At 42.1% G+C, this 19,335-nt stretch carries 20 protein-coding genes; 2 read left to right on the plus strand and 18 right to left on the minus strand.

The features are described 5' to 3' along the window. Positions 1-32: 32 nt before the first annotated feature. The 7 genes from AKG37_RS09685 to prfA form a co-directional block, all read right to left on the minus strand. Positions 33-587 carry a manganese efflux pump MntP gene (locus tag AKG37_RS09685; protein WP_060698615.1) on the minus strand — a complete coding sequence of 185 codons (555 nt, stop codon included), beginning with the start codon at positions 585-587 and terminating at the stop codon, positions 33-35. A gap of 60 nt (positions 588-647) precedes the next feature. Next, on the minus strand, positions 648-1,700 hold the full coding sequence (locus AKG37_RS09690) for an L-threonylcarbamoyladenylate synthase (protein ID WP_078061002.1): 1,053 nt from the start codon (positions 1,698-1,700) through the stop codon (positions 648-650). Positions 1,701-1,861: 161 nt separating this feature from the next. Further along, positions 1,862-2,305: a GNAT family N-acetyltransferase gene (locus AKG37_RS09695; protein ID WP_060698617.1), complete on the minus strand. Its 444-nt coding sequence runs from the start codon at positions 2,303-2,305 to the stop codon at positions 1,862-1,864. 64 nt (positions 2,306-2,369) lie between these two features. Next, positions 2,370-3,026, minus strand: coding sequence for a stage II sporulation protein R (spoIIR, locus tag AKG37_RS09700; protein WP_060698618.1), 657 nt, complete (start codon positions 3,024-3,026; stop codon positions 2,370-2,372). A 119-nt stretch (positions 3,027-3,145) separates the two neighbouring features. Then, on the minus strand, positions 3,146-3,625 hold the full coding sequence (locus AKG37_RS09705; protein ID WP_060698619.1) for a hypothetical protein: 480 nt from the start codon (positions 3,623-3,625) through the stop codon (positions 3,146-3,148). A gap of 141 nt (positions 3,626-3,766) precedes the next feature. Further along, positions 3,767-4,651: a peptide chain release factor N(5)-glutamine methyltransferase gene (gene prmC, locus AKG37_RS09710; RefSeq protein WP_060698620.1), complete on the minus strand. Its 885-nt coding sequence runs from the start codon at positions 4,649-4,651 to the stop codon at positions 3,767-3,769. Beyond that, positions 4,641-5,708 carry a peptide chain release factor 1 gene (gene prfA / locus AKG37_RS09715; protein WP_060698621.1) on the minus strand — a complete coding sequence of 356 codons (1,068 nt, stop codon included), beginning with the start codon at positions 5,706-5,708 and terminating at the stop codon, positions 4,641-4,643. The genes prmC and prfA overlap by 11 nt, the downstream gene beginning before the upstream one ends. Before the next feature lie 210 nt (positions 5,709-5,918). Here prfA and racA point away from each other — a divergent pair, with 210 nt between their 5' ends. Beyond that, the gene (racA, locus tag AKG37_RS09720) at positions 5,919-6,470 is read left to right on the plus strand and encodes a chromosome-anchoring protein RacA (RefSeq protein ID WP_060698622.1); all 552 of its coding nucleotides are present in this window, start codon (positions 5,919-5,921) and stop codon (positions 6,468-6,470) included. Positions 6,471-6,505: 35 nt separating this feature from the next. On the opposite strand, the gene AKG37_RS09725 is transcribed toward racA, so the two are convergent. From AKG37_RS09725 to AKG37_RS09770, 10 genes are all read right to left on the minus strand, one after another. After that, positions 6,506-7,462, minus strand: coding sequence for an AEC family transporter (locus AKG37_RS09725; protein ID WP_060698623.1), 957 nt, complete (start codon positions 7,460-7,462; stop codon positions 6,506-6,508). A 91-nt stretch (positions 7,463-7,553) separates the two neighbouring features. Beyond that, on the minus strand, positions 7,554-9,254 hold the full coding sequence (malS, locus tag AKG37_RS09730; protein WP_060698624.1) for an oxaloacetate-decarboxylating malate dehydrogenase: 1,701 nt from the start codon (positions 9,252-9,254) through the stop codon (positions 7,554-7,556). A 278-nt stretch (positions 9,255-9,532) separates the two neighbouring features. Continuing rightward, positions 9,533-10,135, minus strand: coding sequence for a thymidine kinase (locus tag AKG37_RS09735; protein WP_048237655.1), 603 nt, complete (start codon positions 10,133-10,135; stop codon positions 9,533-9,535). An 87-nt stretch (positions 10,136-10,222) separates the two neighbouring features. Beyond that, on the minus strand, positions 10,223-10,423 hold the full coding sequence (gene rpmE / locus AKG37_RS09740; protein ID WP_034318270.1) for a 50S ribosomal protein L31: 201 nt from the start codon (positions 10,421-10,423) through the stop codon (positions 10,223-10,225). A gap of 132 nt (positions 10,424-10,555) precedes the next feature. After that, positions 10,556-11,839 carry a transcription termination factor Rho gene (gene rho / locus AKG37_RS09745; protein ID WP_060698625.1) on the minus strand — a complete coding sequence of 428 codons (1,284 nt, stop codon included), beginning with the start codon at positions 11,837-11,839 and terminating at the stop codon, positions 10,556-10,558. Positions 11,840-12,205: 366 nt separating this feature from the next. After that, positions 12,206-13,171, minus strand: a complete 966-nt coding sequence (gene glpX / locus AKG37_RS09750; protein ID WP_039182142.1) for a class II fructose-bisphosphatase — start codon at positions 13,169-13,171, stop codon at positions 12,206-12,208. A 32-nt stretch (positions 13,172-13,203) separates the two neighbouring features. Continuing rightward, positions 13,204-14,493 carry a UDP-N-acetylglucosamine 1-carboxyvinyltransferase gene (locus AKG37_RS09755; protein ID WP_060698626.1) on the minus strand — a complete coding sequence of 430 codons (1,290 nt, stop codon included), beginning with the start codon at positions 14,491-14,493 and terminating at the stop codon, positions 13,204-13,206. 247 nt (positions 14,494-14,740) lie between these two features. After that, on the minus strand, positions 14,741-15,379 hold the full coding sequence (fsa, locus tag AKG37_RS09760; protein ID WP_060698627.1) for a fructose-6-phosphate aldolase: 639 nt from the start codon (positions 15,377-15,379) through the stop codon (positions 14,741-14,743). Between the two features lie 111 nt (positions 15,380-15,490). Continuing rightward, the gene (locus AKG37_RS09765; RefSeq protein WP_060698628.1) at positions 15,491-16,348 is read right to left on the minus strand and encodes a class II fructose-bisphosphate aldolase; all 858 of its coding nucleotides are present in this window, start codon (positions 16,346-16,348) and stop codon (positions 15,491-15,493) included. Between the two features lie 178 nt (positions 16,349-16,526). Further along, positions 16,527-16,901 carry a response regulator gene (locus tag AKG37_RS09770; RefSeq protein WP_060698629.1) on the minus strand — a complete coding sequence of 125 codons (375 nt, stop codon included), beginning with the start codon at positions 16,899-16,901 and terminating at the stop codon, positions 16,527-16,529. Positions 16,902-17,081: 180 nt separating this feature from the next. On the opposite strand from AKG37_RS09770, the gene AKG37_RS09775 reads away from it, so the two are divergent. Then, the gene (locus AKG37_RS09775; protein ID WP_060698630.1) at positions 17,082-17,612 is read left to right on the plus strand and encodes a DUF2529 domain-containing protein; all 531 of its coding nucleotides are present in this window, start codon (positions 17,082-17,084) and stop codon (positions 17,610-17,612) included. Between the two features lie 41 nt (positions 17,613-17,653). Here AKG37_RS09775 and pyrG read toward each other — a convergent pair whose 3' ends face one another. Beyond that, the gene (gene pyrG / locus AKG37_RS09780) at positions 17,654-19,261 is read right to left on the minus strand and encodes a glutamine hydrolyzing CTP synthase (RefSeq protein ID WP_060698631.1); all 1,608 of its coding nucleotides are present in this window, start codon (positions 19,259-19,261) and stop codon (positions 17,654-17,656) included. Positions 19,262-19,335 lie beyond the last annotated feature (74 nt).

A 19,335-nucleotide genomic window follows, 5' to 3' on the forward strand; every position in this document is an offset into this window, starting at 1 on the left:
ATTTCATTCTATATGTTATGTAAAGAGACTGACTAGAGCGGAAATAATAATTTGATACCAAAGGCTAGTAAAATGGTTCCGCCAAGCGCCCCGCTATATGAACCAACCCATGACCGAACCTGTTTTCCGAGTAATAATCCGAGCCATGTGAGGATCATGCTAAAAAAACCAAACAACAAAATAGTCATCCACACTCGAGAGCCGTAAATTCCGAGGCTTAATCCAACGGAGAAGCTGTCTAAGCTGACACTTGTGGCAAAAAGAACGAGACCACCTCCAACAGGTGCGATAAATGGTTTATCCTCTTTACGGATAGAAGCAACGATCATTTGCAGCCCCAGCACCAAAAGCAGCGCTCCGCCAATATAGGAAGCAAGAAGACCGAGCCAGCCAGATAAGAGCTGACCTGTCAGCATGCCAAAAAGCGGCATAAACATATGAAATATCCCAATGACAAGTCCAATATAAATGATCTGGCGGAACTTCAGCTGAATCATCCCCATACCAAGTCCAACCGAAAAAGCATCCATCCCAAGTGCAAAAGCCATGATGCTGAGTGTCAGCAATTCGCCAGCTAATTCGTTCATGAAAATCCCCCTTGGACACGCATTCTCCTTTAACCTATGTTTGTCCAAGAAGGGTTAGAACTATTTGAACGAAGGGAGTGTACGCCCTCCTGCCGCTTTTTGTAGACGGTTCATAATGGCAGAACCAACCCCCTGCTCTGAAAAGGCTTCTGAAATGATAACATCTACATCCGTTTGATCAAATTGTCTCAATACACGATAGAGGTTTGCAGCAACCGTTTCAGGTTTTTCTCTCCATCCACAGCTGTAAACAACATCCGCCGCAAACAATGCTTTCTTTTCTTCTGTTGTCAGCACTCCAACTTTTAAACCTTCAGCCTTGTATTTCTGAATGTGACGCTGCATGTCTTCATCACTTCCATGAAAGATATACATCTGGGCTTCAGGTGCGTAGTGAGTATATTTCATCCCCGGCGATACAGGTGCCTCGTCCTTTTTCGTCAGTCCCGGGTCCACACTCACCGTCCCCACTACCTCTTCTAAGGCTTCTTTTGTAATTCCGCCTGGTCTTAAAATCACTGGGATCTCATCTACACAGGAGACAACAGTTGATTCAACGCCAATTCCAGTTGAACCGCCATCTACAATCCCGGCAATTCTTCCATCCAGATCACTCACTACATGGTCAGCCTCTGTCGGTGAAGGTTTTCCTGAGCGGTTGGCGCTTGGTGCAGCAATTGGCAGTCCAGCTGCCCGGATGAGCTCAAGCGCAATAGGATGGTCAGGCATTCTCACACCTACTGTGGATAAACCCGCTGTGACCTGCTTTGATAAAGCGCCCGGCTTACATGGAAGAACAATGGTCAAAGCGCCTGGCCAAAAAGCATCCATCAGCGCCTTCGCTTTTTCGTTTTCAATTTGCGCAAATTCATGAAGCTGCTGAACCTCGGCAATGTGGACAATCAACGGATTATCACTTGGACGCCCTTTTGCTTCATAAATTTTCATGACAGCTTCTGTCTCTTTCGCATTTGCCCCTAGTCCGTAAACGGTCTCTGTCGGGAAAGCGACCACTTCGTTTTGTTGCAGCAGCAGAGCCGCCTGTTTAATTTGTGGATAGTATGTGGATAAATCCTTTTCTAAATCCACAGACCACCTTTTTGTATTTAACATCATACAAACTCCTTTTAAAAAAGATAAAACTGTTGATATATCTCAATTATCCTTTTGAAAGTATAAAAGATGATCATCAATAAAACAAGCGTTGTCCACAATTTGTGGATAACGCTTGTTTTATAGTGGATAAGTATGTGTATAAGTCCCGTGTTTTGTGCTTAACTGCCTTTTTTTTGCAGAACCACAGCCTGTTCTTTCCCCAATGTCTCTTTTGCATGATCAGATTTCCACATGCTTTCTGGAATTTCCTCTAAAGGTGTGAAGCCCATTAATGCCAAAAAGTCATGTGAGGAGGAATGGTTTGCGACGACATAAAAAGTGTCCACACCTATTTTCTCTCCGAGCGTTTGAACACTCTGAAACAAAGATACAATATGTCCCTGACCAAGCTTATCTGATATGACTAGAGACCGCAGCAGCCCCTCTTGTTCATTGAGCTGTTCAAGACCTAAGCAGCCTGCCAGCTGACCGTCAGCATCCTCCATCAAAACAAATGTCGTGCGCTCTGCAATCGTTACTCCGCCTTTCGCTTGTCCCTTTTCCAGAAAAGCATTGATCGCCTCAGCATCTTCTTCTGTGGCTATTCTTAATTGATAATACATGCTTTCACCTCTTTTTTGATCTCTTATTTCAACTCTATGAGGCAAAAACAGATTTATACCTTATTTAAGAGAAAAGACTAGAGATCCATTCGAGCAAAAAGAATTTCACTTCACCTGTCTCTTCTTCCCCTTCTTTCACCACTTCATTGACAGACACTTCGGTTTGCTGCGCTGCCACTTGTTGATCCTCATCCCCTTCTGGCGTTGCGATGGCTTCCCCATTTGAGAAATCGATAAAGCAGAGCGGCGGGAATAACACACACCACCAGTTGGCTCCGTCCCCTTCTCCAAGCGTAATTAAAATGGCTTCATATTTCCCAGCAGGATAGACAAAGTTTCCATAAAGCTTTGTTGGAAATGAGGCTTTTTGAAAACTAACTGATACAGATTGATCGATGTGCTGTTCCTTCAATTTCGCTTTGGCGATACGATTGATTTCTGGTAGCTTCGATCGAATCACACGTCTGGCTTCTTCAATGGAGGTGAGGTCTTTGACCCACTCCGTCATATTGGCATTGACCTCGTCTCGAATGCTTCTTTTCACATCCTGATCCGCTGAACGATCACTATTTGCTAAAATGCGTAATCGAATCGCTTCATCTGGTATGACAACAGCCTGATTTGCAGAAGCAGCCGCTGTCTCCTCTTTGCCAAGGTTTGCAAAAGCACCGCATAATAATAGAAACATATAAAGACAAATCATCATTTTACTTTTGAGCATGATGTGTTCCCCCCACTTTTTCTCTTTGCTACAAACATTGTGGCCAGGAAACCCATTTCATAAACAGCAAATATGATTTTTTTAATAGATTATGAGTTCAATTAAAAAAAGCCGTTCTATTAAGAACGACTTCGGAGTGAGGATTGGTAATCAGAAGGGTATAGTCTCCCGTCCCAATCTCGGCTAATTTTAAAGCCTGATTCTGTTTTAATGACAGTCATCGCACCTTTTTTCTCGATTTCTTTTTTGACCTTTCCTTTTTGGTCAATAAATTGAATCAACATTTCATAGTCAAAATCAACTCTGTCATCGCTTTCATCTGAAGGCGTAAACGTAATTTTCTTCAGCTTAATTTGACAATCTTGATCCTTCGCTGCCTCTAATACGCTCGGGAACATGCTGTCTTGTGTATATTCTTGATATTCATGATCGGTTAAATAAAGCTTCAGCTTCTCCTTCATGTCAGATAGGTCATCCGTTCGATTCACTGTGTATTGTGCTTTTTTATAGCTTTCCCCAAATGCTGCTGCTTCTTTTTTAAAGCTCGGTTTACCACAAGCACTCACAATCAATAGTACACTGACGATGACCAACACCATCGTATACCTTCTGTTCACACCATTCGCTCCTTCAAAACAAATTTATGTAAAAAATCATGATCAGAATGTTCATTCTTCTATATATACGTTTCTCTTTTACCATAAGTTTCATCTTTACATAATAAAATAGTCCGGCTTTATTCAGCCGGACTTTCCGTTTTGAATATGTGCGCAAACAGCTCGGTCTTTCCCATTAATATCCTTGACGATACGGACATCCGCTGCAGGGAATGCCTGCAAGAGAAGCGCTGTAACATCTTGACCTTGCGTGTGTCCAATTTCAAATACAACAACCGCCTGTTCGCTGAGTACGCTGCGAAGATCTCGAATAAGACGCTGATAAAACCACAAGCCATCACGTCCGTCCGTCAGCGCATTCACCGGTTCATGCTTCGTCACAACCTCTGACAAACTGTCCATTTCTTCTGCTGCAATATAAGGCGGATTGGAAATAAACAAATCCACTTTGATGCCTTGAGCTATCACTGGTTCAAGTAAGTCTCCATGTAAAAACTGAACGTCTGCACCAAGCGCCTGCCGGTTCCGCTTTGCTACCGCAAGTGCTTCAAGTGAAATATCAGTCGCTGTGACAGATAGTGATTTTTTTTCAAGAGCCAGCGTAATCGCAATAGCTCCGCTTCCTGTGCCTACGTCAACAGCTTTGAGGGGCTGATCTTCCGGGAAAACGTCACCCGCCAAATTCAGCGCCGCCAAAACAACTTCTTCCGTTTCAGGACGAGGAATGAGAACATGCTTGTTCACCTCGAAGGGACGTCCGTAAAAGAATTCTACACCGGTTAAATGTTGAACAGGCACACCCGTCTTATGCTGCGTAACAAATTCGCTGAACAGTTGATCTTGCTCCTCTGGCAACAGATCATGAAAACGCGCAAGAAGCTCACTTCTACTCCAGCCGAGTACATGCATCAAAAGGAGTTCTGCTGCATTTTGGTCTCTGCCTGCTTCCGTTAACAAAGAAGAAGCCCATTTAAGGGCTTCAAAGATTGTTCGCTCTTTATTTTGCATCTTGAAGCTTTCTTGATTGGTCTTCCATAATTAATGCATCAATGACCTCGTCAAGTTTTCCTTCTAAAATTTGATCAAGCTTTTGAATCGTCAATCCGATGCGGTGGTCTGTTACACGGTTTTGCGGGAAGTTGTACGTACGTATACGCTCTGAACGATCCCCTGTTCCAACAGCAGATTTACGCGTTTGATCATATTCAGCCTGTGCTTCACGCTGGAATTTATCATAAACTCTCGCACGCAGTACTTTCATGGCTTTTTCTTTGTTTTTAATTTGTGATTTCTCATCCTGACAGGATACAACAACTCCTGTTGGAAGGTGAGTTAATCGAACAGCAGACATGGTCGTGTTTACACTCTGTCCGCCAGGTCCGCTTGATGTGAAAGTATCTACACGGATGTCTTTTTCATGGATATCAATTTCAACTTCTTCAGCCTCAGGTAATACCGCGACTGTCGCAGTTGATGTATGAATCCGTCCGCCTGATTCCGTTTCAGGAACACGCTGTACGCGGTGTGCGCCATTCTCAAACTTTAGTTTGGAGTATGCGCCTTTCCCGCTGATCATAAAGATAATTTCTTTATAACCGCCTGTGCCAGTGACACTTGCTTCCATGACTTCTGTTTTCCAGCCTTGCATTTCAGCATAACGGCTATACATACGGTAAAGGTTACCTGCAAAAAGAGCAGCCTCTTCTCCGCCCGCTGCACCACGAACCTCCACAATAACGTTCTTGTTGTCATTTGGATCTTTCGGAATCAGCAAGATTTTCAGCTCGTCTTCTAAACGTTCCGTTTCCTCAGTGAGCTCTGAAATTTCTTCTTTGACCATGTCGCGCATCTCGGCATCCAGCTTCTCTTCCAGCATTGCTTTCGCATCTTTCAGCTGGTCATATGCCGCACGATATTGTCTATATACCTCAACAGTTTCTTGAATATCAGATTGTTCCTTCGAATATTCACGAAGCTTCTTAGGGTCGTTCACCACTTCAGGGTCACTTAAATATTCATTTAGCTTTTCATAGCGTTCTTCAATTGATTTTAAACGGTCTAACATGGTCTTCACCTCTGTTTTGTGCGTAACAGTCTAATTATAGTATAGCGGGGTATGACAGTCAAAAAAATTTCCAAAACAATTGATTTTCTGCAATTTTCCGCTAGAAAACACGATCTTTGGCGATTGGTTACTTGTTTTGTCTAACGTGAAGGAACAGTTCCTCCTCAAAGAGAATGGTAATTATAATTGAAAAAAGGGAGGGCATTTGGTTTGAATACAAATGAGGTTGCAAAGGAAATTGGTGTTTCTTCAAAAACGATTCAGCGTTGGGTCAAACAGCTCAACATCCCTGTCGCCCGGAATGAACTTGGACATTATGATTTTCACAAAGAAATTGTGCAGCTGCTCAAAGAGGTCAAACACCAAATGAATGAAGGTGTAATCCTCCAAGACATTCAACTGCCCATTCATAAGGAAACCGTTCGTCAATCAGCACCCGCTGTCGAAACTGATGTCTCTTCTATACAGCGGATTGAAGCATTAGAAAAGCAAGTAGGACAGCTGATTCAACAGCAATTACAAATCACTGAAGTAGAAGACCGTCTGCAAGAGCTCGAACGAAAACTGGCTAAAAAGGCGGACGAAGGTGTATCGTATCAGCTGCTCCAGCATCGCAGAGAAATTGAAGATTTATCTACTAAATTTGAACGCCTCACCGCATCCTTGAAACAACCTGCACAAGTAGCAGAAGAAAAGGAAATCGCCCACCCTGAGATGAAAAAAAAGCGTGTGCTCTTCCCTCTGTTTCATTCATTTCGTTAAGAAAGGCAGCCTTATAAGGCTGCCTTTTTACTATATTATACGGTAAGTGCAATAATGATTGGTAATGTGATGAGTGACATGATGGCACTGATCACAAATGCGGATGCAGTTTCCGCCTCTTGTTTTTCAAATCGAGTGGCGATCATCGCTGCAACAGCTGAACCTGGGAAGGCAACTAACAATACAGCTTTTGTAATTTCATCAGCCGAAAGACCCATAATAACGGCGATAAAATACATAAGTAATGGTTGTACAGCTACTTTTAGCAATGCAATACTGAATGCTGGCAAGCTTAATTTAATTTTGCGGATACCAACAGTAACACCGACTGCGAATAGCGCAACCCCTGATGTAACACTACCAATTTCCTCTAACATTTCATGTCCGAGTGAAGGAAGTTTAAATCCTAAAAGAACAAGAATGATACTAGCTAACGGCGCAAGCGCAAGTGGCTCTGATAAACCGTGTAAAATCGCTTTTATCGTCATTTTGAGGAAGCTTTCGCCGTCTTTGTTTTTTCCTTTTGTTTTTTCACCGACAGTTGACACAATAATTGCAATTGGATCGAGCATTGCATTTACAACTATTCCGGTAATTGCAATCGGAATTGCAACTTCTTGAGCCCCAAATAAACTGCCCAAGACCGGAATCCCCATAAATGCAAAGGTCGGTTGTGCTGAGTTTAATGAGAAAACAGATGAATCTGTTAAATCATATTTAAAAGCAAATTTCGTAACTAAAAGGATAATGATATAAAAACCAACGATTCCGATAATCAATGCAACAAAAAATGGAATTTGACTGTAGAATTTATCTTTTGGTGTTGACAGAATACTGGCGATAAAGTGCGCTGGTAAAGCATACTTTGTAACAAGTGTACTTACCCCTTTTGCAGATTTAGCGTCATAGCTGCCAAAGTGACCTGCGAACCAACCCAGCGCGATAACGAAAAAAATCGGTGCTAGGAGGATCAAAATATTTAAAAAGTCCATCTTACTATTCCTCCTTAAATCCTTTAAATGTTTCTTATTTTATTGCGGCATTGCTTACATTACCCGAAGCAATGCCGCATTACACATTTTATTATGCTCTTACAATTTTTTTGTATTCAGGAATCCACATTGCATCTTTTACAGCTTGTTCGATATTGTCAGGCGTTTTTCTTGCGACACCATCTTCAATTGCTGCTTTCGCTACTTCAACAGCTACATGAATTGACACTTCTTGCAATTTATCAATACTTGGAAGAAGACCAGCACCTGGTTTCTCATGATCAACCATTTCAGCAATTGCATTCGCAGAAGCAACGAACATGCCTTTTGTGATGATTTTTGATTCTGTAACGATTGAACCAAGACCAAGTCCAGGGAAAACGAACGCATTGTTTGATTGTCCGATTTCATGTTCAATTCCGTTATACTCAACGTTTTCGAATGGGCTTCCTGTTGCAATAAGTGCACGGCCGTCTGTCCATTTGAATAGATCTTCTGGCACTGCTTCAGCAAGTGGTGTTGGGTTAGACATTGGCATGATCACTGGACGTTCTGTATGAGCTGCCATTTCTTTAATGATTTCTTCAGAGAATGCGCCGCCTTGACCTGATGTACCAATAAGGATTGTCGGCTTCGCTTGGCGAACAGTTTCAGCAAATGAGATTTGTCCTTTTTCATCTCGTGCCCAGCCTTCTACTTCATCAGAAGAACGAAGGTATGGTTTTTGGAAATCAAGCACTTCATCTTTAAATTGATCTGTTAACAATCCTCTGTAGTCTAATGTCCAGAATGCATTGTTTGCTTCTTCTTCAGTTAGACCTTCAAGGACCATTGTGTCACGCATTTGATCTGCGATTCCGATACCAGCTGATCCAGCTCCGAAAATAACAACACGGTGATCTTTCAATTGAGTACCAGTTTTCTTGACAGCTGCAAGAACACCCGCTAAAGTAATGGCACCAGTACCTTGAATATCATCATTGAATGTTAAGATGTTATCGTTGTATTTTTTCATGATGTTACGCGCATTTTTATTGCCAAGGTCTTCCCAGTGAAGCAATGCTTTCGGGAAGAATTTAAGTGCTGCTTTCACATAAGCATCAATGAATTCTTCGTATTTTTCACCTTGTACACGTTTGTGGTGGTTCCCGATGTATAATGGATCATTCAATAATTTCTCATTGTTTGTTCCAACATCTAATACAACTGGAATGACGCGGCTAGGATCAATACCTGCTGCTGCCGTATAAACAGCTAATTTACCGATTGCGATGTTGATACCACCAACACCCCAGTCACCAATTCCAAGAATACTCTCAGAGTCAGTTGCAACGATGAGATCAATATCTCCAGCAGTTGCGTGCAAGTTTTCAAATGCTTTCTCGATTCCATCAATGTCGTCAATTGAAAGATAGACACCATGAGGTCTTCTGTATTCATGGCTGTATTCTTGAATCGCTTCACCAACAGTTGGTGTGTAAACAACTGGAAGCATTTCGCGAAGCTTTTCTGTTAGAAGCTTGTAGAACAATACTTCGTTACGGTTTTGCAAATCACTTAAGTATACGTTTTGACGAAGACGATCTGGCTGCGCTAGAAATTGCTTGTACGCTCTCTCTGCTTGCTGCTCTAAAGTAAGAACCGTTGGAGGAAGTAATCCTTCTAGTCCAAGCTCTTGTCTTTCTTCTTCAGAGAAAGCAACGCCTTTGTTCAACGTTGGAATCGATAATACATCTTTACCTGTCAAAGTGGTTTCGAGGTACCCTTCTTTTGTTTTCTTCACGTTGTTCATCAAAAACTACCCTCTTTCTAAAATATAAATAAAGTGAACTATTAATCCAAAGAACGATTAAGGAGAAAAATCCTTAATCAAAAAAATTATGACAAGAAATCGAACTTTTCGTTTAAATGCTTTACACTACAGTTAGTCATTTTATGCCTGCTTATACCAAAACGCAAGCGTTGAAAATTAGATAATTTAATCGTAGTGTTATTTAATTTATTTAAGTACAAATGATGGGTGTTCAGCCAAAATCTCTTAAAACGAAACACAGCGGCATTTGCTATTTTTTAATTGTCAAGTGTTGTACCAACATCAAGTTTTGGTACTTCATGGTGATGTCTGCATCGTGCTTCATATGATTCCTGCGCACCTACTAAAATAATAGGATCATCATAGGATGCGGGTTTACCGTCGATCAAGCGTTGTGTTCTACTCGCTGGGGAGCCGCATACCGAACAAACTGCTTGAAGTTTTGTTACAAGCTCTGCACATGCCATTAAATGCGGAACAACACCAAATGGCTCTCCTCTGAAGTCTTGATCCAGGCCTGCAACAATGACTCGGTAGCCTTGGTCAGCCAATTGAGTGACAATATCAATGATTGTCTCATCAAAAAATTGCACCTCATCTATGCCAATGACATCGGTTCTTTCTGATATGTGCGTTATTATGTCTTTTGGTGAGGCTACTGCAATCCCATCTAATGATGAACCGTTATGTGACACAACTGAGCTTGTACTATATCGGTTATCAATCGCTGGTTTGAATATTTTTACTTCTTGTTTGGCAAAGGTGGCCCTTTTGGCTCTCCGAATCAATTCTTCCGACTTTCCAGAAAACATACTACCGCAGATGACTTCAAGCCAACCGCTTTGTTTCATCACATACATAAAGTCTTCTCCCCCGTTTTAAAGTTCCATCAATACACGTAAAAAAACAGGCAAGAACGGATTCCTGCCTGTTTATTGTATCTATTATTACTTAAGACCGTATTTTTTGTTAAAGCGGTCAACACGTCCATCAGCAGAAGCGAATTTTTGACGGCCTGTATAGAAAGGATGGCACTCAGAGCAAATCTCGATGCGAATCTCTTCTTTTACTGATCCAGTTTCAAACTCATTTCCACAAGCGCATTTGACTGTAGCTTTTTTGTAGTTAGGATGAATTCCTGTTTTCATCTACTGTCATCTCCTTCCGCCCTGAATCCAATTCGGAAACAGAGTTAATATCTCAGAAATAAATTTCTGAAACGCACATGATAAAATTATAACAGTGTGAGTCTATGATTGCAAATGTATTTTTTCAGGAAACTATCTTCTTGATGCAGACATATTGGCTTGTTTCCATTCTTGCGTTAAAATATCGAAAAATTCTTGGTTTGTCTTTGTTTTTCTCATTTTGCGCATGAACTTCTCAGCAAAGTCAGGTGTATCTGACATCGATTTTCTCATCGCCCATAGACGATCAAGATGCTCTTTTGGCACAAGCAGTTCTTCTTTTCTCGTACCAGAACGGCGAATGTCGATCGCTGGGAAAATTCTTCTTTCAGCCAAAGCGCGGTCCAAATGAAGCTCCATGTTCCCAGTTCCTTTAAACTCCTCATAAATCACATCATCCATACGTGATCCTGTATCAACAAGCGCAGTGGCTAAAATTGTCAAGCTTCCGCCTTCTTCAATGTTACGCGCAGCACCAAAGAAGCGTTTCGGACGGTGGAAAGCAGCTGGATCAATACCGCCAGAAAGTGTTCGGCCGCTTGGCGGGATCACAAGGTTGTATGCACGAGCAAGTCTTGTGATGCTGTCCATTAAGATAATAACGTCTTTTTTATGTTCAACAAGACGCATCGCACGTTCTAACACAAGCTCTGCTACTTTAATGTGGTTTTCTGGTACTTCGTCAAAGGTTGAGCTAACAACATCCCCTGCAACAGAACGTTCGATGTCTGTTACTTCCTCTGGACGCTCGTCAATTAAAAGGACAATCAGCTCTGCCTCTGGGTGATTTTCAGAGATGCTGTTGGCAATTTCTTTGAGCAGGATCGTTTTCCCAGCCTTAGGCGGTGCAACGATTAAACCACGCTGTCCAAAACCAACTGGCGCCATCATGTCCATAATTCTAGTAGACAGGTGGTTAGGCTGTGTTTCAAGAATCATTTGGCGATCAGGAAATAGCGGTGTGAGTGCAGGAAAGTGAACACGTTCCTTTGCTGACTCTGGATCGTCCCCATTTACCGCTTCTACATGAAGGAGGCCATAGTAGCGTTCATTCTCTTTTGGAGGTCGTACCTTTCCAGACACTTTATCTCCATTTCGTAAATCAAATCGTCTGATTTGTGAAGCAGAAATATAAATGTCTTCTGAGCTTGGAGAGTAGTTAATCGGTCTTAAGAAACCAAATCCCTCAGACTGAATAATTTCAAGAACCCCTTCCATAAATAAGAGATCCTCTTGCTCAGCGTTCGCCTTTAAGATGGCAAAAATTAATTCTTTTTTTGTTAGTTTGCTGTAATAAGAGATTTTGTATCGTTTTGCTAACTCATACAGCTCTTTTAATTTCATATTTTCCAAAGATGAAATCGAAACATCTTTCAATATGGACACCACACTTTTCTAGTCAATGTATTTCATTACAAATGCATGACCATTGTATTTGATTAGCTTTTAATTCCGTTGTTGTTGGAATGACCTCGTTCTCATGGTAACGCTCCCACTCGTTTTATCGTGAAGGATAGGAACAATGTGAAATAGAGCTTTTTTAACATAGAGAAGGATAATGAGTATATCGTCATGATGCGGCAGTATTTAAACTTGTTGAAGCTTAAAAAGAAGTAAATTCGCAGAAAATTTCGCAGCACTCTTTAGTTTTACCTCATTTGCAGAGAATATTCAACTTTAAAAAGAAAATGATATACATTTGACACCTATATGAAAAGCGGGTAATGAATACCCGCTTTCATATTACGGACGAATAACAAGATTCGGTTTTTTCTTTAAGCTGTGTCTGCCGTCTACAAAACGAACAGTACCTGATTTCGCACGCATGACAACACTATGTGTTGTGCCAACAGAGCCTTTGAATTGAACACCTTTCAGTAACTCGCCGTCCGTTACACCTGTCGCTGCAAAAATGGCGTCATCTCCTTTTACGAGATCTTCCATTCTGAGGACTTTTCCAACATCCAGTCCCATTCTCTCACAGCGTCTCAGTTCTTCTTCACTTTGAGGAAGAAGCTTACCATGGATTTCACCACCAAGTGCCTTTAACGCAACAGCAGAAAGTACACCCTCAGGCGCTCCGCCTGAACCAAATAGAATATCAACACCTGTATGATCAAATGCTGTATTAATGGCTCCTGCAACGTCACCATCATCGATCAGTTTAATTCTTGCTCCTGCTTCTCTCAGTTCAGCAATAATTTTTTCATGTCGATCTCTGTTTAAAATCGTCGCAACAACATCTTCAATATCTTTGTTTTTCGCTTTTGCAACAGCGCGAAGATTATCAATGACAGGCGCTTCAATGTCGATGCAGCCTACCGCTTCTGGACCTACTGCAATCTTATCCATGTACATATCAGGTGCATTTAGCAGGTTGCCATGGTCTGCAACCGCAATGACAGCTAACGCATTCCAGCCGCCGCTTGCTACAATGTTTGTTCCTTCTAATGGGTCAACAGCGACATCCACACGAGGTCCATATCCGTTCCCAAGCTTTTCCCCGATATAAAGCATTGGTGCTTCGTCCATTTCTCCCTCGCCAATAACCACTGTTCCCTTCATTGGGATGGTGTCAAATACATCACGCATTGCACTTGTTGCAGCATCATCCGCCTCGTCTTTTAATCCTCTTCCCATCCAACGAGCAGATTTTAATGCGGCTGCTTCTGTCACCCGTACTAGTTCCATCGATAAACTTCTTTCCATTTTTGTCCAAATCTCCTCTCACAGTCAAAGCCTTATGAATTTTGAAGTTCTTCTATTTCTTGGTCATTCAGCTTTTCACGCCAGATGGTTGCACCCAAGCCTTCAAGCTTCTCCTCAAGCAAACTATATCCTCTGTCTATATGTTCAAGCCCTGTGATTTCGGTCACACCGTCTGCCATTAATCCTGCGACAACGAGACATGCGCCTGCACGCAGATCACTTGCTTTCACCTTTGCTCCTTGAAGCTGTGTTTGTCCGGTAATAATAGCAGATCTTCCTTCGACCTTCATATTTGCACCCATTCGACGCAATTCGTCAATGTGCTTAAAGCGGGCTGAGTAGATCGTATCTGTGACGACACTCGTGCCTTTCGCTTTTGTTAACAGCGCTGTCATCGGCTGCTGAAGGTCAGTCGGAAAGCCTGGATACACAAGGGTTTTAATATCGACAGGCTTGAGTCCTTCGTTTCTGCCAACGATCAGCATTTGATCGTTGCTCGTTTCAATGGTGAACCCCATTTCTCTAAGTTTCGCCGTAATTGATTCTAAATGAGTTGGGATCACATTATCAAGTACAACTTCATCTCCCATCGCTGCACCAGCAATTAAAAATGTTCCTGCTTCTATGCGGTCAGGGATGATCGAATGCTTACAGCCATGAAGCGATTCTACACCTTCGATTCGAATGACATCAGTGCCCGCACCCTTGATTTTTGCGCCCATGCTTGCAAGCAGTGTCGCTACATCAATAATTTCGGGTTCCTTTGCGGCATTTTCAATCACCGTTTTTCCTTCAGCCAGTACGGCTGCCAGCATGATGTTGATGGTCGCACCTACACTGACAACATCAAGGTAAATCCGAGCACCGACTAATTTTTCAGCGCGCAAATAAATCGCACCTTGCTCGTTTGTCACCTCGGCTCCAAGTGCTTCAAAGCCTTTGATGTGCTGATCAATCGGCCTTGGTCCTAAGTGACATCCTCCTGGCAGTCCGATGACAGCCTGCTTGAATCTGCCCAGCATGGCTCCCATTAAATAATAGGATGCACGCAGTTTCTTCACTTTCCCATTAGGAAGCGGCATACTGATCATGGAAACAGGATTGACAACCATTTCACCTTTTTCAAAAGTGACCTTTCCGCCAATTTCTTCTAACAGATCTCGTAATGTGTCAATATCTGAGATATGCGGAAGGCCCTCAATGGTGACTGGAGAATTAGCGAGAATCGTGGCAGGAATCAGTGCCACAGCACTATTTTTCGCACCACTAATATGTACGGTCCCGCGCAAGGGGTCACCGCCGGCAATGTTTAACTTTTCCATATTTGTCTCCCTTCTTAAAGAAGATCACTGTTGGAGTTATACTGTTTGTGGATGTCGCGCTTTAAAAGGTCTTGTCCAAAATTTAGCCAATATCAAGAGAAAGAATACAGGTTAAACGAAATTTGTCGGAAGAAAAATAATCGAAGCTTTGCGAGGCTGTGATGTTCTCTTCTTTGCACAAAACATTTCTTAGCGTTTATAAGGAAAACTGCGGCAAACGGGAGACGATCCCGCCTGCCACAATCACTTATTTATTCCAGTCTGCTAAAAATTGCTCAATGCCTGCATCCGTTAATGGGTGTTTTGTCAGCTGCTTGATGACTTTCAGCGGCATTGTGCCGATATGAGCGCCTCTAAGTGCAGCTTCTGTCACATGCTGCGGGTGACGAATGGATGCAGCAATGATTTGTGTATCTAAACCATGAACATCAAAAATGGTTTTCACTTCGCTGATGAGATCAAGACCATTGTGGCCAATGTCATCTAAGCGGCCGAGGAATGGGGACACATACGTCGCACCAGCTCTAGCTGCAAGAAGTGCCTGGTTTGCATTAAAAATCAATGTGACGTTTGTTTTAATTCCAAGGTCCGTTAACGCTTTGACAGCTTTAAGGCCATCTGTTGTCATTGGAACTTTGACAGTGATATTTGGTGCGATGGCAGCAAGCTCTTTTCCTTCTTCAATCATTTCCTCTGCCTTTAGAGAAATGACTTCTGCACTGACAGAACCTGATACAACGTCAGTGATTTCGCGAAGGCGGTCGTGGAATGATACGTCCTTTTCTTTCGCTACTAAACTAGGGTTTGTTGTAACGCCTGCTAAAATGCCAAGCTCGTGCGCCTCTTTGATGTCTTCAATATTTGCTGTATCTACGAAAAATAACATAACTGTGCCACTCTCCTATCAATAAATTGTCTGAAATGTAAATTTGATTGCGCTTTCTCAAGATATGGAGAAAACCGCCTGTGACTCAGGCGGCTTTCGGTTCTCATCAAATTATGCTTGGTTAGAAGAACCAAATTCGCGCATTTTGCCGATAACAGTCGCTTTAATTGCGTCACGAGCTGGTCCAAGATATTTACGTGGATCATACTCTTCTGTTTTCGCAGCAAGTGTTTCGCGAACTGCTTTCGCAGAAGCAATTTGGTTTTCAGTGTTTACATTGATTTTTGCTGTACCAAGTGAAATTGCACGCTTGATATCAGCAGTTGGGATACCTGTTCCGCCGTGAAGAACAAGTGGAAGACCTGTCGTTTTACCAATTTCTTCCATTTCAGCGAAACCAAGGTTTGGTTCACCTTTGTATGGACCATGAACTGAACCTAATGCAGGTGCAAGGCAGTCAATACCAGTGCGTTCTACAAGCTCTTGGCACTCTTTTGGATCAGCATAAATAACGCCTTCAGCGATGACGTCGTCTTCTTGCCCACCAACAGTTCCAAGTTCAGCTTCTACTGAAATACCGTGGAAATGTGCAAGCTCAACTACTTTTGCAGTTGTTTCCACATTCTCATCGAATGGGTGGTGAGAAGCATCGATCATGACAGAAGTAAATCCTGCATGAATGGCTTTTGCACAAGATTCAAAGCTTGAACCGTGATCTAAATGAATCGCAACAGGAACTGTTACATTATATTCTTCGATTAACGCTTTAACCATTGCGACAACTGTTTTGAAGCCGCCCATGTAGCGTCCTGCTCCTTCAGATACTCCTAAGATAACAGGAGATTTCTCTTCTTCAGCAGCTTGTAAAATCGCTTGCGTGAATTCTAAGTTATTTAAGTTAAACTGTCCAACAGCGTAACCTTTTTCCTTTGCGTCTTTCAACATTTCTGTCATTGAAACTAAAGGCATGATGAAAAATCCTCCCTATGTAGCTAATTTGCTTGCTAAAAAAAGCTCTCCACCCTAGCATGACCAGAATTCCTCGCCATATGTAAACTTTCAAAGTCAGATCGCTTTCTTCTTCTTTTCTAGAATACCAATTATTCGACAAAACAGCAACAGAATGACTCGATTCAATCATTTCCATCTAGCCATTTGTTTCAAGCGGCAGGTATGCTTTGACAGCATCTCGGATTTCATCAATATCAAAGGGTTTAGCGAAGTGTGTCAATGCACCGAGCTCTTTGGATTCTTGGATCATATCTAATTCGCCATAGGCTGTCATAATGATGACGCGGATATCTTCATCAATTAATTTCATCCGTTTTAAAATTTCAATACCATCCATTCCGGGAATTTTCATATCAAGCAGGACAAGATTTGGTCTATGGTTTTTCACAATATCTAATGCCTGAAGTCCATTGGCAGCTTGAAAGGTTTGATAGCCTTCTTTATGAAACACTTCATTCAATAATATTCTTATACCGTACTGATCATCGACAATTAAAATTTTCTCATTCATCTGTTACACCCCATTGCTTTCATTTTTCGCCATAAAAAGAGCAGTTGTTAAATAATTCTGTTTGATTTTCACATTTCCTTTAATTATAATAGTTTACTTTACGACATTTTCTGAGCATTTTTCCTAATATTCTCTTTATATTCTATTATAAAATGATCTGACCGAAGGAGGAAATGAGTCTTGTTAAAAATTTTTACGACCCAGTTATCAGGTATTTTTTCACGTATTGGAGAAAAGCAGACTGAAGCGATTGAGGACGGTGCACGCCTTCTTGCACAGGCCGTGGTCAGTGGACATGCGGTATATTTTCATGGAAAAAATGAATTGGCTGCTGTCGCCCTGGAGGCATCTGAAAGCAAGGAGCCATTTCCAGGTGCAAAAGTTTTGCCGCTCGATCAAAAGGAGCGCAGCTTACTTCATCCAAGTGACAGGGTGCTGTTATTTTATTCAGATCCAGAAGATCAGGAGATTCAATCACTTGTAAAAGATCTGCACGAACAAGGAACACCCGTTGTAGGCGTCGGGCCAGCACAAAAGGAGCCGTCAATGATTGAAGAGCATTGTGATGTCCACATTGATTTCCAGCTCAAAAAACCGCTTGTTCCCGCTGAAGATGGAACAAGGTTTGGTTATCCTGCTTTAATGACCTGCTTATATGTCTACCACGCTCTATCGTTTACTGTGAAAGAAATCGTAGAGGAATATGAATAAAAAAACTGCCGAGAAGATGATATTCTCGGCAGTTTTTTGTTTTATTTTGATTCAGATGCTTGAAGTGAAGCACCAACGAAATCTCTAAATAATGGCTGTGGTCTTGTCGGTCTTGAAATGAATTCTGGGTGGAACTGAGAAGCTAGGAACCATGGGTGATCCTTTAACTCAATAATTTCAACAAGACGTCCGTCTGGGCTTGTACCAGAGAAGACAAAGCCTGCTGCTTCCATTTGCTGTCTGAATTCGTTATTAAACTCATAGCGATGACGGTGGCGTTCGTAGACCACTTCGTCATTGTATGCGGCATATGCTTTTGAGTCTTCGTTTAATTTACAAGGGTATAGACCAAGACGAAGTGTTCCGCCTAGATCATCTACATCCTTCTGTTCTGGAAGAAGGTCAATGATTGGGAATGCTGTTTCCGGATCAATTTCCGCTGAATGAGCTCCCTCAAGGCCTAGTACGTTTCTCGCATATTCGATAGATGCAACTTGCATTCCCAGGCAGATTCCGAAGAATGGCACTTTGTTTTCACGAGCATATTGTGTGGCAATGATTTTCCCTTCTACTCCGCGGTCGCCGAAGCCTCCAGGAACAATAATGCCGTCTACATCTTGAGTGAAATCAGCGATATTCTCTGCTGTCACTTCTTCTGCATTGATCCATTTGATTTGAACATCTGCATCGAATGCATAGCCTGCATGACGAAGAGATTCAACAACTGAAATATAAGCATCTTGCAGCTCAACATATTTCCCAACAAGACCAATTGTGACTTGTTTTGAAAGATTTTGCACTTTATCGACAAGTGCTGTCCACTCCGTCATATCCGCATCTTGGCAGTCAAGTTTCATATGTTCACATACTAGCTTGTCTAGTCCTTGTTTTTGTAAATCAAGCGGAATGGAGTAAAGCGTGTCTGCATCCTGACATTCGATTACAGCTTTTGTATCAATATCACAGAATAGCGCAATTTTGTCCTTCATGTCTTGTGCCAATGGCATTTCAGTTCTGACCACAATGACGTTTGGCTGAATACCAAGGCTGCGAAGTTCTTTTACACTATGCTGTGTTGGTTTTGTTTTTAATTCACCAGCTGCACGGATGTAAGGAACGAGGGTACAATGAATGTACATCACGTTTTCACGGCCGATGTCACTCTTCATTTGACGAATCGCTTCAAGGAATGGAAGGGATTCGATGTCTCCTACTGTTCCACCGATTTCTGTAATGACCACATCTGCACCCGTTTCTTTTCCGGCACGGTACACGCGGTCTTTGATTTCATTTGTAATGTGGGGAATCACCTGTACTGTTCCGCCTAAGTAGTCGCCGCGGCGCTCTTTCTTCAAAACAGTAGAGTAGATTTTACCCGTTGTCACGTTACTGTACTTATTTAAGTTAATGTCAATGAAACGTTCGTAGTGACCTAAGTCAAGGTCTGTTTCAGCACCGTCATCTGTGACAAATACCTCACCGTGCTGGTATGGGCTCATTGTCCCTGGGTCTACGTTGATGTATGGATCGAATTTTTGAATGGTGACATCCATTCCTCTATTTTTTAGAAGGCGGCCTAACGACGCAGCCGTAATCCCTTTCCCAAGTGAGGAAACAACTCCTCCTGTTACAAAAATATACTTTGTCATTCGTATGCTCCTCTCTTTTTTTACCCTTGCATGACTAGACATGCACAGCTTCATCCTTTTTAGAGTGTATCCCT

Origin of the sequence: Bacillus australimaris, from assembly GCF_001307105.1 — a bacterium.
GTDB lineage: Bacteria > Bacillota > Bacilli > Bacillales > Bacillaceae > Bacillus > Bacillus australimaris.

Bases quoted from the DNA above. Each gene is read 5' to 3' on its own strand.
- malS (WP_060698624.1), bottom strand. From the start codon at position 9,254: ATGAACAACGTGAAGAAAACAAAAGAAGGGTACCTCGAAACCACTTTG.
- prmC (WP_060698620.1), bottom strand. From the start codon at position 4,651: ATGCAAAATAAAGAGCGAACAATCTTTGAAGCCCTTAAATGGGCTTCT.
- pyrG (WP_060698631.1), bottom strand. From the start codon at position 19,261: ATGACAAAGTATATTTTTGTAACAGGAGGAGTTGTTTCCTCACTTGGG.
- glpX (WP_039182142.1), bottom strand. From the start codon at position 13,171: ATGGAAAGAAGTTTATCGATGGAACTAGTACGGGTGACAGAAGCAGCC.
- AKG37_RS09755 (WP_060698626.1), bottom strand. From the start codon at position 14,493: ATGGAAAAGTTAAACATTGCCGGCGGTGACCCCTTGCGCGGGACCGTA.
- AKG37_RS09685 (WP_060698615.1), bottom strand. From the start codon at position 587: ATGAACGAATTAGCTGGCGAATTGCTGACACTCAGCATCATGGCTTTT.
- AKG37_RS09690 (WP_078061002.1), bottom strand. From the start codon at position 1,700: ATGTTAAATACAAAAAGGTGGTCTGTGGATTTAGAAAAGGATTTATCC.
- AKG37_RS09725 (WP_060698623.1), bottom strand. From the start codon at position 7,462: ATGGACTTTTTAAATATTTTGATCCTCCTAGCACCGATTTTTTTCGTT.
- prfA (WP_060698621.1), bottom strand. From the start codon at position 5,708: ATGTTAGACCGTTTAAAATCAATTGAAGAACGCTATGAAAAGCTAAAT.
- rpmE (WP_034318270.1), bottom strand. From the start codon at position 10,423: ATGAAAACAGGAATTCATCCTAACTACAAAAAAGCTACAGTCAAATGC.
- fsa (WP_060698627.1), bottom strand. From the start codon at position 15,379: ATGTTATTTTTCGTAGATACAGCAAATATTGAAGACATCAAAGAGGCG.
- spoIIR (WP_060698618.1), bottom strand. From the start codon at position 3,026: ATGCTCAAAAGTAAAATGATGATTTGTCTTTATATGTTTCTATTATTA.
- AKG37_RS09770 (WP_060698629.1), bottom strand. From the start codon at position 16,901: ATGAATGAGAAAATTTTAATTGTCGATGATCAGTACGGTATAAGAATA.
- AKG37_RS09735 (WP_048237655.1), bottom strand. From the start codon at position 10,135: ATGTATGTGATGAAACAAAGCGGTTGGCTTGAAGTCATCTGCGGTAGT.
- AKG37_RS09705 (WP_060698619.1), bottom strand. From the start codon at position 3,625: ATGGTGTTGGTCATCGTCAGTGTACTATTGATTGTGAGTGCTTGTGGT.
- AKG37_RS09695 (WP_060698617.1), bottom strand. From the start codon at position 2,305: ATGTATTATCAATTAAGAATAGCCACAGAAGAAGATGCTGAGGCGATC.
- AKG37_RS09765 (WP_060698628.1), bottom strand. From the start codon at position 16,348: ATGCCTTTAGTTTCAATGACAGAAATGTTGAAAGACGCAAAGGAAAAA.